We start from the raw sequence: 15,495 nt of genomic DNA on the forward strand, positions 1-15,495 counted from the left end.
AGGCTATTTGGACGGTTTTCTGCCAAGGTCTTTATAAGGATGCTCCGGTGTCAGCATGGGCGGGAAGCCGTTCAGCTGCCGCCATATTTCATAACCGATACTGACTTGTTCCAGCAAAATCCAGGCTTTTACCGCGCCGCCCTGACGCAGAAACCGCTCGGAAGGCCAGAGATGATCATGCTCATCCGGCACTATCAGTACGCGAAATTTTCCTTGACCGTTATCACTCGCATCGACAAAAGCAACCGTGCCTCCAAATGTCCCTACCGCCACTTCCGGCCAGCCGACAAACTGAACAGCCGGCCAGCCTTCAAACATCAGCCGGGCATGATGACCCGGCAAAATCAGTGGCGCATCATTGCCGGTGACCCAGACTTCAACGGCGCGATCTGAAGTATGGGGCACTAAAATCATCAGCGGATCGCCTTGTTTGACATAGTGTCCCTGCGGATTCATCAACAAGCGCAGAACACTGCCATCTTGCGTGGCGGTGATTTTCTGTGCGTTTTGCCGTGAAATAGTAACGTCGTTGCTGACCAGACTGTTTCGAATATCGGCCAATTCACTGCTTACTTTGCTGATCGAAGCGGTGGTCGAATCGATTTTGGCCTGCGCATCGGCGCGGATTTGATTGATATCGGCTTGGGCGGCGCTTTGTTCGGCTTGGGCCGATTGTAATGCGGCTTGTGCGCTGTTCAGTGAGCGTCTGGCTATAATCGAATCACGCTCGGCCACTTCGAAATCTCTTTGCGAAACAAGGCCGTCATTGAGCAGACGTGTCAACCGGTTTTGCTGCTGTGCCGCTGTTTCCTGTGTAGCTTGTGCGGAAGCCAGCGATTCGTTTGCCGAGAGTGCTTTTTGTCTGGCCATGTCCATTTTGTATTGGGCCGTGATGACTTTCATGTCACGGACGGTTTCCAGTTGTTCGATCTGAACCTGGTAGGCATCAAATTCACGTTGTTTGGCGACTAATTTTGCCTCGTTGGCCTCTCGTTGCCGTCTCAATCGTTCCGGTAATTGCGGATCGATGTCGCTGACTTCGACCAGTAAATCGCCTTTCTTGACTTTTGCGCCTTCTTTAACGTGCCAGCGCATGATACGTCCTGAAACCGGTGATTCAATCGTTTGCTGCCGTTCTACCGGCATAAACGCAGAGACTACGCCTGACCCGTTGATGTTTTGCTGCCAGGGCAGAAACAACGTGAAAACCGGAACCAGGATGAACAGCCAGGCAAAGATAAAAACAATGCGTCCGACCAGTCGGGGTGTTTGGCTGGCGCTGATCACCGAAAGTTGCGAGGTATTATCAGACATGTTCGTCATCCGTTAGCGGGTTGAAGACTTATGACGCGCTGGCAAAGCTGCATGATGGTCTCGGAACCGGTCAGTACCAACAAGGTCCAGGTTGCATCGGCACTGAACAATATTTGTTTGGCCTCGCTGCTGCCGAAGTTATGCCAATCATCCAGAAGGCCATCGATGATCAACAGCCCGGGATTGCTTATGACGGCTCTGGCAATCATGAGATGCTTGACCTGAGAAGAGGACAGCGGCGAGCCGGTTGGACTTAGCTGGGTATAGAGTCCTGCCGGGAATTGGGTGATTTCGGACATGAGCTGCAAGCGGTTTAAAAGGCTGCGCACCTGTGTAACGGTAATTTCCGGCCGACCCAAACGAATGTTTTCCAGAATCGTATCTTCAATGATTTCATTATGTCCAATCACGGCAATCTGCTTGCGAACGCTTTCGAGTTTAATTTCGCGTAAATCCAATTGGTTGATTTCAATACGGCCTTTGATGGGCTGGCGTAATCCGGTCAATAAGTCCGCTAACGTGGATTTGCCTGCGCCCAATTTTCCTGTAAGTGCTACGGTCTCTCCGGCGCTGACTGTAAAAGTTAAGTGCTGTATCGGTATGTGACCGTTGGGATAGGCATAAGTCAAATCGTGTACTGCTATTGAAATCGGCCCAGACCCCGACCATGCCATGGTTTCTCCTGATTCACGTTCAACCGGCAAGTCGAGCAAATGACCTAACTTATCGACACCGGCCATCAAGTCGTAATAGCTTTCCAACTGCTTTTTTAATTTCGAAAACGACAACAGCACGCCCGAAACGATCAGTTCTGCTGCAACCAGTTGACCTAAACTGAGTTGCCCTTCCATCACCAGCAAACCGCCAACAGCCAGTAAAGCCGTGCCTGCTACCGCATATAGCGCATAAAGACTGATATGCTGATTGAGTAAAATCCGATAATGCGATTTGCGTGCATTCAGGTAGTCGTAAGCCAGTTTATCGGTCCGTTCTTTTGCCAATTCCGGGCCGCCGGAAAATTTAAACATTTGGCCGTTTCTGGCAAGGGTTTCCAGCCAGCCGACGACCTCATATTTAGTCACTGATTCCTGAATAGAGGTATCGACGCCTTTCCTGCCCTGGATAAAAATGACAATGACTAACCAGCCCACCACCAGCCCATCAAACAGCATCAGCATCGGATGATAAGCCGCCAGCACCAAGAGTCCGATGATACTTTGCAGAGCCATAGCGAACCCTTCCAGCATTAAAAGTGCACCGGCTTTTTGCACGGTCAATACATCAAAAAAACGGTTGACCAGTTCAGCACCATTTTTTTCATCGTAGACTGACCACTTTACCCGGGGCAGGCGATAAGCCAAATCCGCTGCCATTCTGACAAATACGCGGCGTTGGATCAGCTCTACAATATAAGACTGTAAAATTGAAACGGCGCCGTAAAAGGTCAGAAAGATAAACAGCATGAACGATAAAACGGTTAAAGGCTGCATCATGCCGCCCAGGGCAACCGTATTAACCAGTGATTGAACAGCGGCCGGCGTTGCCAAGCTCAGTAATCCGGAGGCACCGGCTAAGAGCACGACTCGCCATAAATCGTGTTTTTCGACTTTTACCATCGCAACAAGACGCCGCAGGGGAGGCATATGGTGTTCACCATGATGAGATGATGCTTCGATGGGCGACTTAAGCTCAACGGCAAACCATTCCAGCAGTCGCTCGGGCGTGGTTTTCAGCAAGGTTTGCAGTTCATTGAGATTGACCAGACGCCGGTTGACCTCGGTTTCGTTGATTAAGGTAATTTTTATCCGGCCGCGGCTGAATCCCGAGATTACCAGCCACTCATTATTTTCCATGGGTTTGATCAACGGCGTCAGATTGCCTGAGCCGTCAACGGCTTGTTCACAGCTTAACAAACACTCTTTGATGTCCAGCCCCAGTGTGGCGGCTGTTTCGGCCAGGCCTTCCAATAAATTGACGGAAGTCAGTTCATAATCATGACGAAGTCCTTTTTCATGCGCGGAGCTGCCCATTTCGGAGAGAAGCACATCGAACAGCGTCCAAAATACGGGGGATCTGGTTTGAGACATAGTGAATTGAGTGTGACGGTCGTCTTAAGCTATCTGAGAGAAGGTATTATGCGTTATCTTGGGTTTATGTCTCGTAAATCAAATAAAGCGTCGCAGTTAAGGATTTGACCAATACTGAAAAAGCTATTTCAAACCCTATCCTGATATCTTGAACAAGATACCTCAAGCGGCTTTCATTTTCCTTACGAACGGATATTGCCCTGAGTATTGATTCTACCGTATGTCGCCTCTGCAAATGCACTCATTTTACCATCGAGATTTGGATAACAAAGGTCTTGCCGAGTGGTATTGTGACTTCGGGAAGTTCTTTTTGGCGGACCCCTAAACATCTTTAGCTAAAAGGGGGCACGCGCATTGTAAGAACCACGCAAAAGATCAAGTAAATAATATTTTACCCGTGACTTGATATCGGCCTTGCCCGTTTATAGGAGGGTCAATTACCATAACCGGTTGAGCATCCTTAGATTTTCCTCCAAATGAACATAAAACGCCCCTCTGACAATTCCGACCTGTCCCAAACTGCCCTGGAGCAACAAGCATCGGTTCACTTTTTGTCGCATCGCTTTAAAGAAGCCAGCGATCTTTATAAAGAGTTGCTCAAGCATTCGGATAATGTTTACTGGCGGCAGCAATTAGCGCAATGCTATTTACAAAGAGCACTGAGTTTTGCGGTAAAAGGGCAGATTAAGGAAGCCGTCATTTTATGGGAAAATTACGCTGAGTTGGCCGAGCCCCCACTGGCAAATTTTGATGACTACATCGTCTGGTTGTTGTCGACCAAAAATATCAAGAAAGCCCTGGCGGCTATTGCTCTGCTAACCAAGGAACAGCTGGATCAGCAGTATCCCGGGTTGGCTGTCTGGCTGGGTTTTCTTTGTCTGGCTGATCAGCCTGAAATTGCGGAGCAATTGCCGCAGGACTCGGTTTTTATCTCGCACTTGGGATTAATCCGCGAAGCTTTGAAGGCTTGCCGTGAAAACAATTCTGAACAGCTCAATGACATTTTAAAAAAACTGCCGTTCCGCTCGGCATTCCGTGATTTACGGCCATTACTGAAAGTACTAATGTCCATTCCCTCGTCAATTGAACAGGCCCGGGAATTGTTATACAGGCTGCCTGAAAAGTCGCCGTATCGTGCCGCTGCCGTTGCTTTGCTGGCTTATACGCAAGAGGGTAAAGACTTTACCGATACAGCACTCCAACTCGAGCCCCTGCAACGAAAAATCATTGCTAAGGCGAAAGGGTTGAGCAATAAGCAACTCGAATTGCTTGATGCGCTGTGCCAAAATCACAACCGTCTGACGGACAAATTGCAATTCGATTTGGCGATTCGCTATCGCGACCTGTTTGGAGCTGATTCCGTACAACGATTTTGCCAGGCCATGCTCTTGAACTATCCGGCGGGACGCAAGGATTACCTGAAACATTTCGGCTCCGGCAATCCGTTTGAAGAACACCGCATTAAGGCATTATTGTGCGAACATAACCAAAGGAAGGATGATGCAGCGTTTCACTGGCTGCAATGCATTGAGACGTTAAAAAATCAAGGCCATCAGAATGATCGTAAAATAGCCCTGATTCTGAGGCATATGACGGTCGTGGCGCTGCCTGAAAACGCAGTCACGCTGCTAATTGAGAGTCTGGATTACGATCCGGATGACAGGGACAGTTTTCTGAAAATCTTGAAATACTATGATGAGCATAATCCGGATCCTGCCGAATATCAGCGCTGGCTGGATGTCTGCCTCAAGCAGTTTCCGGAGGATACCGATTTTTTAACCTTTGCAATTAAAGCTTCAACGCGAAAAAATGCGTTTAAAAAAGCCTCTCAGTACGCAAAGGAGTTGTTAAAAATCGATCCGGTCAACACGCTGGCCAAGCAATCACTGGTCAGCAGTCATCTTGCGCATGCCCGCAAGCTGATCAAAACCAAGAAATATCATCTGGTAGACAAGGAAATTCAATCTGCCGGGAACTTGTTGGCCGATAAAAAAATGCGCGCTCAGGCCGAGTTGATGCGTGGATTTTTTGAGTTTGCTGCGGAAGATAAGCAGCTGGGATTGCAAAAGATTGCCGATGCCCTGCAAAAGTTGAATGCCGAACCGCTTGCCATGCATTTTAAAGCAACGATTGAAGCCTTGTTATTGGATTTGCCAGTCGCGACGATCACCAGACAACTGCCGTCTGTAAAGGATTATTTGCTGCCGGCGCAAGGCCTGTCCCGGTTGATCGGTTTGATCAGGCAATATGACGAGCAAGGCTGTGATCGCAAGATCCTGATTAAAGCATTGGATAAATTCAAAGCGCTGATAAAAAAATCGGTGCAGCAGCAAGATTACACCGAGGCATTGTTATTGGAGTGGAGCCAGGTACTGGATAGCCTTCAGCATTACGAGTTGTTGAGGCACTGCGCCAAATTGGCTTTAGGGCAATGGAATAAACCGGTTTGGAGATTTTATAAGATTTATGCGGGAGCCGATGGTGATCCCGCGCGCGTTGATCTGCTCGATTTTTACCGGCTGAATGAGAGTCATGATGAAGCGCTAAGGGCAAACGACCAGCGGACCGCTCATTTAATCCGCCGTTTCAACAGCGGAATTGAACAGTTTTTAAATCCATTGAACTTTATTGATGATCTCGTTGAGCAATATGAGCACGATGTTCAAGGCGATATTCAGGATGATGCCATCATGCACTTGTTCGGCCATTTGCCGGATTCGAATCTACAAAAAATCAATAAAAGACTGGCTTTGATTATGAAGCAAAAAACGCCGGATCAGGTTTTAGCGATCTGTTTTAGCTTATGCCGGAAAAAAATCAGCCCGAAAATACAAGACTTTTTGATGGGTGATCAATTGTTCGTGACATGCGCCGCGCTATTTTATGCCGCTTATGAATTGCAGATGGATGTAGAAATAACGATGGATGACATTGTGGCCTATTTCGACGAAAGTGATTTGCCGAAATCCTCGTTTCCATTCTTTTAAGCAAAGCGGTTAACACATGACATCACCTTTTGAGATACTTGAAGTTGCCGAGCAAGCAACCGATGCAGAAATTAAACACGCCTATCTGCAAAAAGTCAGAAGCAATCCGCCGGACAGGGATCAGGCCGTTTTTCAGCAGATTCAGGAAGCGTATGAAACCATCAAAGATGAAAACAGTCGTTTAAACTACGCACTCTTCAATTTGCATCCGGCGGATTTCGACGGTTTGTTGAACCGTGCTTTCCGCCAGCAAAACCCCTGGCAGCCGTTTTCAATGGACGATTTCTTCAAATTGTTAACTGCAGGTCATTTGGAAAAAATATCCTAAACGCTCTTTTGCCTAAAAAATCATGACTACTGATACTTCCCAAAGCGAGTTGCTCGATACCTTGCAACACTATCTGGAACAAACCGATTTTGCTCATTTGACAGCTGTAGATCAGCCGGACCTGGCCGGCTTGTTTAGCGATCTGGCCGGATTAAAAAGTGAAGTCAAAGCCGAATCACGCCAGTTTAAAGCAACGCTGGATACGTTGAGTGAGGCCTTGACGACACTGCAAACCGATAATCAGGCGATGGCGGCTCAACTCTCTGCGGTTGCCGAAAGGATGCTGCAACAAAAGCGGGATGTGCAACGCGCCCTGCTTTTGGACATCATAGATATCTATGACCGGCTGACTGAAGGTTACCGTATTTTGCAAAACTATAAGCCGGTGGACGCGCTGTTTAAGCATTCCAAAAAACAGGATGTTCGCTTTATCAAAAGTTTTGGGCAAGGCCAGGAAATCACGCTGAAGCGCTTTGAGCAATGGCTGCAAAGGCAACGTGTTTATCCTATAGAATGTGCCGGTAAGCAGTTTGACGCCCATACCATGCGCACCTTGGAAATCGGGCATGATGCCGCGCTCGAAAACGGCGTCGTGCTTGAGGAACTGCGCAAAGGTTTTCTGTTTGAAGACCAGGTCTTGCGGCTGGCGGAAGTCAAAGTCAATAAACTCTAAAAAATCACTCCTAAATTATTTATGAACGAAATTATTATCGGGATCGACCTGGGAACCACTAACTCCGAAGTGGCCATTGTAGAAAACGGAAAAGTGCATGTGATCGCCGAGGCAGGCAAAAAAATAGTGCCGTCATTTGTCGGCATCGGTGATAACGGTGAAATTTTGACCGGCGAAACGGCGCGTAATCAGTACCTGATCTATCCGGAGCGCACCGTTAAATCGATAAAGCGTTTAATGGGGCAGGATACCCGGGTTGAGATGGCCGGTAACCCTTATTCTCCTCAGGAAATTTCTGCAATTATCCTGAAACGCCTTAAAACAATCGCCGAACAGTATGTTGGACACGCCATTAGTAAAGCGGTGATTACGGTTCCTGCCTATTTTTCCGATGCCCAGCGCCAAGCCACGCGTGAAGCAGGCGAAATTGCCGGACTTGATGTGGTGCGTATGATCAATGAACCGACAGCGGCAGCGCTGACCTACGGCGCCGATCAAAGCGAGCCCAAGCGCATGCTGGTTTACGATCTGGGCGGAGGTACCTTTGATGTCTCGGTTGTCAATGTTCAATCGGGTGTCGTGGAAGTCTTATCCAGCCACGGGGACAATCATCTCGGCGGCGATGATTTCGATCAGCAGATTATCGGCTATATCCAGGATCATATTCGCCAACAGCACGGCATCGAAATCGCAGAACATAGCAAGGCTTCTGCGCGGATTAACCGGGCCGCCGAAAATGCCAAAATGCAGTTGTCCGATGAGCCCTATGCCCAGATCAATGAGGAATATTTACTCGAACATCAAGGCTCAGCGATCCATCTGACGCTGGAATTATCCAGGATGGACTACGAGGACATGATCGAAGACTACATCAACGCGACCATCAATGCTGTTCATATCGCACTCAAAGGCGCAAAACTCACGGTATCGGATATTGATGAAATCATTCTGGTCGGTGGGTCTACGCGAACGCCTTGTGTACGCGAACGTCTATTTGATGAATTTGGTTTCGAACCGCACAGTGAAGTGGATCCCGATTTATGCGTTGCGATGGGTGCCGCGATTCAGGCCGCGATGATCAACGGCCAGCAAGTTGAAACCGTGCTGGTCGATGTCACGCCTTATACCTATGGAACCAGTGCGCTGGGTTATTTGGATGGCGAAGTTTACCCTTATCAGTTCATCCCAATCATTCATAAGAACAGCGTGCTGCCTGTCAGGAAGTCCGAAGCCTTTATGACCTATCAGGATGGTCAGAAAATGGTTGAGGTTACCGTTTACCAGGGTGAAGATCCGGATGCGCTGAACAACATCAAAATCGGGGAATTTATGGTAGAGGATCTACAAAATGTTCCTGCGGGGAATATCATCACGCTGACTTTGGCGCTGGATCTCAATGGCATGTTGCAGGTTTCTGCACAGGAAAAAGCCACCGGACGGGAAAAGTCAATTACGATCAACAACGTAATTTCCCGGTTTGCGGCCGAGGAGTTGACCAGTGCCAGACAACGTATCTCTGACTTATTCGGACAAAGCGATGCTGAATACACCTCTGTAGAAACAGTGTCGGACTCCGAGTCCATCGCGGCGGCCCGTAAGCTGATTAAAAAAGCCGAAGCTCTGTTTGATTCGGTTTCGGCTGAAGACAAAGAAGACATGATCGATTTGATCGAAAAAATCGGGGGCTGTATCGATGCCGGCGATGAGGCGGGCTTGCAGGAACCGGTAGAGCAACTGAGTGACATTATCTATTATCTGGAATCGTAATGCAGCGGTGTCCCTGCTGTAATGCACGCTTGAGCCGTGCCTCCGGCTGTTCGCGCTGTGGAGCCGATCTAGGCCGGGTCATGAGCTGCGAACAGTTAGCCGGGGAATGGCTGTCTACCGCTTGGCGGTTGATGTGCGCCAATAAACCGGATATTGCCGCACAAGCGATCAACCGGTCGTTAAGTTTTAAGCAGACCCAGGCGGCTCAGATTTTTCGGCAATTTTTAGTCCACCATCAATACCGGGCGCTCTATGAGGGTCTGGCTCAACACAACTGGCAAAACGCACGCCGAACGCTTGGCGTTTTGCGCGCATTGCATGGCGACAATGAATCCCTTTCAAGATTTCAGGATTTGATTGATTTTTTATCGGTCGGGGATGCTGGGACCGTGCAGGATTGGCAAGGCTGATCATCGTTATAAAAATCTCCGAAATTCCAGCTCACCTTCTGTGCGATAAATGACCGGTAGGTCTTCTTAGAGCCGCGTTTCCCCATAAGCTTTCCATGATGGTATTGGCTTTAATCGCTAAGCTTTTGGGTGTTTATTCGAATGGGTATTCAAATAAGGTGGTACCCTTCAGGAACAGTGTGTGAATTTAAGCCGATTCCGGAATTACAATAAGCAATACTGGAGGCGTTGAGCGAAGCCAGGGGCTAAACAAGGCTTATCAGGAAACTTTGTAATTTTTCAGCGGATCAACAAAACGAAGGTGATGCGGCGGGTAGATTGGGTTACATGCTTTTCGCAACCCAACAATTAACGCCATGGCCTTGAAATGTTGGATTGGCTTTCGCCAACCGCAACCTACGGAATATGCTTGGCTGATTATGTCGGGTTTTGCACATTACCGGGTTTTAATGAAAACGGGGCATGCCGATTTGAATTATTTGGCTTGGTTGAACTGTCCCGCATAGGTTTGGGTTAGCCCGGAGCGCCAGACCCAACGCTGAATTTAAGAAACTTTAACTCTATCAGGAGAAACGTCGTGATTACATTATATGGTTTTGCCATCAGCAATTATTACAATAAAATCAAGTTCGCGTTGCTGGAAAAAGAGATTGCTTTTGTGGAGGAATTTGTAGCACCCAGCCAGGACGAAGCGTTGTTGAAGATGTCTCCGTTGGGCAAGATTCCGTTTATTAAAACAGAGCATGGATATTTGTCGGAGTCCCAGGCGATTTTGGAGTTTCTTGAAGATTATTTTCCTGAGAATCCGCTTTATCCAAAAGATGCCTATGAGCGAGCCAAATGCCGGGAACTGATTCACCATATTGAATTAAATGTGGAGTTGCAGGCACGAAGACTTTACGGCGAAGCGCTTTTTGGCGCCACCGCCTCGGATGAAACAAAAGCAGAAGTTAAAGCCAAAGTCGAGGCAGGCTTAAAAGGCCTGACAAAGCTGATGAAGTTGGCGCCTTATGCGTTGGGCGATCAATTCAGCGCTGCCGATGTGGTGGCGTGGCCGCATTTGCAACTGGTTTCATTTGCGACACAGAAGGTCTATGGGCAGGATCTGGTTGCCGCGCACGTCCCAGGAATTGAGGCTTTTATCCACGCGGTGGAAAGTCGTTCGCATGCGCAAGCGGTCAGCAAGGACAGAGCCGTTGCTTTGGCTCAGTTTTTCGCGAAAACAGCAAAGTAGTGTGAAGGGGGTATTAGGGCGCTTATACCCCTCATTGATTTTCAGGATCAAGTAATGAAACAAAACAGATTAACAGGCCAGCCCCTCATGTTGGCTTTATGGCTGAGCTTCTTTTTAGTACCTGTCAATGTGCAGGCAGAACTAAATGAATGGACGTATCAACAGGAAAAAGACCGGTTAACCAACCTCGCCTATAGCTTTGTCAGGTCGCCCATACCTCAGCGCGGCTTGAGCGACAACATCAGGCTGGAAATAATGTGCAAGCAAAACAAACTGCAATTTGTCGTGGATGGCAATGCCTTGATCGCGTCGCAAAACAGGCCTTTTGATATGGATTATCAGATAGACCAGCGTTCCCCCGTTGCTCTTAAAATGAAAACATTTAATGATTCCAAGCAACGGGGTTATACGGATGAAAATGTCGCCATCATTATTGATGATATGTTATCCGGCCAGACTATCTTTGTTCGCATAACCACCCTGATCAAAAAAGTCCTGGCGGGTTCAATCAGTTTAAGCGGCGCAGAAGTCCCCATCAAGCGAGTGCTGTCTGATTGCGGTATTTCGGAATTAAAGCAGCAAATGACGGCAGATGATTATTCGAAGGCTCAGTTTGAAGAAGACTTCGGTAAATTGACCCTGGAACTGCAGCAGCAAGTGTTGCAGAAGCTGAAAGTGATTATGCAAGAATTGAAATAACGTTTCGCAGCCCGAGTTTTTGCCGTGCTGGATGAAGTGGCGCAGCCGGCAGGTTCACATGATTTTCCGGTTGCTGATTGATTCGGTTTTTAAAATTCCCTCAATCGCGCTTTATTCCTTTCCTGCTGAAATATCTTGACCTGGTTAAAAGTGCAGGATGTGCATGGCGAGAATCGTCGTGAACCCGCCGTTCCTTTAGTACTCTGCAATATCCCCGTTGCAGAAGCCATTTTAATCACCCACCTACAGCCAATAAAATGGGAGGGTGAGCAAAAACAAAAAAGATGAATGGTGAAGTTAGATAAAAAATATTAGAATAACAGCGACATACAGGTTGTTTCTAATAAACTTTTTAGAAAGTTATTTCATCGCTTCAGTAAAGGGGCGAACCATTCATTTTTTGTAACTACTCGCCCGCTTTGAATTAAGGGTGTAGGTGCTTGATTTCAAAGGACGCATCAATTCGTCCCTGTAGCTCTCTGCAACATCCCTGTTGCAGAAGCCTTTTCAATCAACCACCTACACCCACTAAAATTGGAGGGGGTGAGCAGATACCCTTTTTTAATGATTTTGTTTATTGGATCAACGTTTGACTCCTACCGATCTGCGGTCGTTGATTAAAAACAGCGCCTTGAATCATCAATTAACGAAGAGGTTTTATGACTGACCCAAAAATATCATTTGGCAATTTGCCTGGCGAGAAAGAGTTGGATCTTGATTTGGATGGCGGAGCTGGCGCTTTTTCTAAAAAAGAGCCCAAAATGAAATGGGAGATGGATGCGCCGGTATTTAATACCGTGGCAAAGAACGACCCTCATCCTGTCTCGTTAGATCACAAGCCTATTGAGAATAAAGAAAAAACTCAACCGGTGGTTGAGTTTAATGAAAAAGAAGCGCTTCTGAAAGAATTGCTTAAAGAGAAAGATAAAACGATTGAAGCGATGAAAGAAATCATTGATGTGCAAAGAAAATTGATCGAGCAATTACAGGAAAACCGGAGTTAACGAAACGTTGGGCAAAGAAACCGGTCTTTGCTTTTATTGAATAATCGTAAATCCGAATGCCCGCATTATTGGAAATTTGTTGATGCTTGTTTTAATGAGCGAAAGATTGCGCTAAAATAAGTTTCGATACGAAACAAAAATACAAAAAACGACCTTTACTGAGGGGGTACCTGCCATGAAAAATAAGCTGCCTAGCTTGTTGTTGACATTAGTGTTGACAGCTATTGGATTCAGCCAAATCGGATTTGCCTTAGCGCAAGACCCCGATTTTGAACAAATCAAGAAAAATTATTATGACTCCCACCCGGGTAAAGGTTCTAACGGGAAGTATTGGGAGCCGATTCCTATCCAGAAATACTGGAATCCCAAAGATTTTTATACGCCACCCAAAACGGTACAAGGCGAATTCGATCGCGACAGCTGTATCGGTTGCCACCAAGCAACGACCCCCGGCGCTTATCATGCCTGGAAAAGCAGCAGTCATAGTGACTTGAATGCAATCCGCAATCTGCCTGACAGTAACGTCAAGGCTTATAAAAAACAAAAACTTGCGGATGTGGAAGCCAATCTGGTTAAACAAGGCGTGCTAGCAAGCGGTCAGCAGTTGAGCCAGGTCGGCTGCATCGACTGTCATGGCGGCGTTGGCAAAGACAAGATCAATCACTCTGAAAATCTGGTAATGCCGGATCGCGCGGCTTGCGGTACGTGCCATGTCGGCGAATTTGCCGAAGCCGAATCTGAAAAAGAACAGGAGTGGCCGCAAAAGCAATGGGGTAAAGGTCATCCTTCCCATGCCGTTGATTGGGATGCGAATGTCGAGAACACCATCTGGGCCGCGATGTCCCAGCGTGAAGTCGCCCAAGGTTGTGACATGTGTCACTACCAGCAAAACAAATGCGACGGCTGTCATACCCGGCATACATTCTCTGCCGCTGAAGCCAGACAACCTGAAGCCTGTGCCACTTGTCATAACGGTGCAGATCACAACGAATTCGAAAATTTCATGACGTCCAAGCACGGTACCCAGTATCAAACCTTGGGTAAAGCGAATTGGAATTTTGAAGTGCCTTTAAAAGATGCCATTACCAAAGGCGGCTATACGGCCCCGACTTGTCAGTTGTGCCATTTTGAATACAAAGGTGAGTTTTCTCATAACCTGGTTCGCAAAGTGCGCTGGGCCTTCAATCCAACACCAGCTATTGCCGATAATTTGAGCCATCCCTGGTTTGAACAGCGCAAACAGGCTTGGGTGGAAAGCTGTTCTACCTGTCACTCGGCCAGTTTCGCAAAAGCCTATTTGGATGCGGCTGACAAAGGCACGATACAAGGTTTGGAAGTTGAGCAAGAAGCCAAGAAAGTCGTAGAAAAACTGTATAAAGACGGCTTGCTGACGGGTCAAAAAACCAACCGTCCGGTACCTCCTGCGCCTGAAAAAGATGCGGCAGGCGGCTTCTTCCAGTTATTCTGGGCCAAAGGCAATAACCCGAGTCATGTGGAAAGAGTGTATGCCAATATGTGGGAGCATGATGTTATCAAGCACTACAAAGGTATTTTCCATGCTAATCCCGGAGGCTTTACCTATACCGAAGGATGGTCGGAGTTACTGAGCGATTATGCTGAGATAATGGATGAGGACACGCGCTTAAGAGAAGCGGCGGCCGCTAAAACTATTGCTCCTGATAAAGGGACTGCTACGGCTGCCTCTTCAAATGGATCAAACAGCGGTAATAATGTCCTGATGAGTGCCATTTTACTGATCGTCCTGGGACTGGGTGTGGCCTATATCGTTCTTAAGCCTGCCCGTACCCAAGAAGACGAGACGGTTGAAGAAAAAACATCGGAAACTGACAAAGATTCCGTCTAATGAAAAAGCAAACAAGGACTGTTTCACTTATAGGCTTAAGCTTGGCGTTGCTGGTCTCCGGCAGCGCCCTGCTTTATAAGGAACTGTCAACATCCAGGGAGAGCCTCAATCAGGACGCTCTATCATTTATTCAAACACCGGAAACCGGAGTGGATCTCAAGGGGAAATTTCCGGCCGATGCAGTTAATCGTTTTACATTTAAGGAAGATGGCAAGGATGCCTTCAATCTTTTAGTGGCTCAATATAAAGATCAGGGCGGCGCGGCACAAAGCGCGGTCCTGTTTCCCGAGGAAAAGAGCGCGTCCGAGGTTGTAACGACGCAAACCGGGGTAAGGCAGAAGATTTGGCAGGCAGCGGCTGAGGTTATTGCACGTCATGCAGAAGATGATGCCTTGATAGTCAGTTGGTGGGATGACGGACAGCGTGTTCATTTTCTTAGCGGAAAGGACGCCTGGATTCGAAAGCCGGGCAAAGAAACGTTCAAAAGCCCTGTCTGGAAAGCCGTTAAAGATCGTCTGGTTGAGGCCAATCAGGACGAGCAACTGCGATTAACCAAAATGGCAGGCTGGTTGACGATGGACAGCCAAAAGGCCTTGGCTGAAATGGCTGATTACTTTGGGAAAAAGCGGCCTGTCTATATCGTTGTGAGCAATGATCTGTTGTTAAGACAAGCCGAATTTGCCGACTATGGCGGAACCCGAATTCCTTTAATCGTCAAAAACTTCCCGGTGGGTGATAACCTGCATGGGGATATTGCTCAGGTTAAACGCTGGTCTCAAGATGAAGGCGAAGGAAATTATCTTGCTCAAAAAGAAAACCGGTTTTATCGAGTTTGGACGGTTAAAAAAGAGAACGGTGCAGACAACAGCTTATTGGTCAGGCTATTGCCCTTTGTGGATTCATTAAAAAAACTGCCGGACGGTGTAAATTTAATTTATCAAACAACGTGGGGCGGTTTTTTGTCGGTTTATCAACTGGATCAGGACGCTATCAAAAGCACGAATACAGCGCATTAGGTCTCATTGCAAGCCACAGTAATTTTAAAAACGCACTGCCATTTTGCTAGGGCTGCAGGAATTATTGATAGGGTTGCGTATACAGTGGCAATCCCTGCCGGAACGACGGCAA

The 15,495-nt window shown here is 47.5% G+C and carries 12 protein-coding genes; 10 read left to right on the forward strand and 2 right to left on the reverse strand.

All coding sequences use genetic code 11. From position 1 onward, the window contains the following. Positions 1 to 3: 3 nt before the first annotated feature. Positions 4 to 1,314 (reverse strand): HlyD family secretion protein, encoded by a 1,311-nt coding sequence (locus GO003_RS06945; RefSeq protein WP_159658942.1) that lies wholly within the window; start codon positions 1,312 to 1,314, stop codon positions 4 to 6. Between the two features lie 5 nt (positions 1,315 to 1,319). Then, entirely contained in the window at positions 1,320 to 3,401 is a 2,082-nt protein-coding gene (locus tag GO003_RS06950) for a peptidase domain-containing ABC transporter (protein ID WP_159658941.1), read from the reverse strand. A gap of 476 nt (positions 3,402 to 3,877) precedes the next feature. On the opposite strand from GO003_RS06950, the gene GO003_RS06955 reads away from it, so the two are divergent. From GO003_RS06955 to haoB, 10 genes are all read left to right on the forward strand, one after another. Then, on the forward strand, positions 3,878 to 6,388 hold the full coding sequence (locus GO003_RS06955) for a hypothetical protein (protein WP_159658940.1): 2,511 nt from the start codon (positions 3,878 to 3,880) through the stop codon (positions 6,386 to 6,388). 16 nt (positions 6,389 to 6,404) lie between these two features. After that, positions 6,405 to 6,716: a J domain-containing protein gene (locus tag GO003_RS06960; protein ID WP_159658939.1), complete on the forward strand. Its 312-nt coding sequence runs from the start codon at positions 6,405 to 6,407 to the stop codon at positions 6,714 to 6,716. Between the two features lie 22 nt (positions 6,717 to 6,738). After that, a complete protein-coding gene (locus GO003_RS06965; protein ID WP_159658938.1) occupies positions 6,739 to 7,389 on the forward strand; it encodes a nucleotide exchange factor GrpE in 651 nt (216 codons plus the stop codon). Positions 7,390 to 7,410: 21 nt separating this feature from the next. Continuing rightward, positions 7,411 to 9,156 carry an Hsp70 family protein gene (locus tag GO003_RS06970; protein WP_159658937.1) on the forward strand — a complete coding sequence of 582 codons (1,746 nt, stop codon included), beginning with the start codon at positions 7,411 to 7,413 and terminating at the stop codon, positions 9,154 to 9,156. Then, positions 9,156 to 9,566: a hypothetical protein gene (locus GO003_RS06975; RefSeq protein ID WP_159658936.1), complete on the forward strand. Its 411-nt coding sequence runs from the start codon at positions 9,156 to 9,158 to the stop codon at positions 9,564 to 9,566. Before GO003_RS06970 ends, GO003_RS06975 begins: the two co-directional genes overlap by 1 nt. Before the next feature lie 577 nt (positions 9,567 to 10,143). Next, positions 10,144 to 10,800, forward strand: coding sequence for a glutathione S-transferase family protein (locus GO003_RS06980; RefSeq protein WP_159658935.1), 657 nt, complete (start codon positions 10,144 to 10,146; stop codon positions 10,798 to 10,800). Between the two features lie 54 nt (positions 10,801 to 10,854). Next, on the forward strand, positions 10,855 to 11,499 hold the full coding sequence (locus GO003_RS06985; protein WP_159658934.1) for a hypothetical protein: 645 nt from the start codon (positions 10,855 to 10,857) through the stop codon (positions 11,497 to 11,499). 659 nt (positions 11,500 to 12,158) lie between these two features. Next, entirely contained in the window at positions 12,159 to 12,503 is a 345-nt protein-coding gene (locus GO003_RS06990) for a hypothetical protein (protein ID WP_159658933.1), read from the forward strand. A gap of 175 nt (positions 12,504 to 12,678) precedes the next feature. Next, positions 12,679 to 14,367 (forward strand): multiheme c-type cytochrome, encoded by a 1,689-nt coding sequence (locus GO003_RS06995; RefSeq protein WP_159658932.1) that lies wholly within the window; start codon positions 12,679 to 12,681, stop codon positions 14,365 to 14,367. Then, positions 14,367 to 15,383, forward strand: a complete 1,017-nt coding sequence (gene haoB, locus GO003_RS07000) for a hydroxylamine oxidation protein HaoB (RefSeq protein ID WP_159658931.1) — start codon at positions 14,367 to 14,369, stop codon at positions 15,381 to 15,383. The genes GO003_RS06995 and haoB overlap by 1 nt, the downstream gene beginning before the upstream one ends. Positions 15,384 to 15,495 lie beyond the last annotated feature (112 nt).

The sequence above is a fragment of the Methylicorpusculum oleiharenae genome (assembly GCF_009828925.2).
In the GTDB taxonomy this organism is placed as follows: Bacteria; Pseudomonadota; Gammaproteobacteria; order Methylococcales; family Methylomonadaceae; genus Methylicorpusculum; species Methylicorpusculum oleiharenae.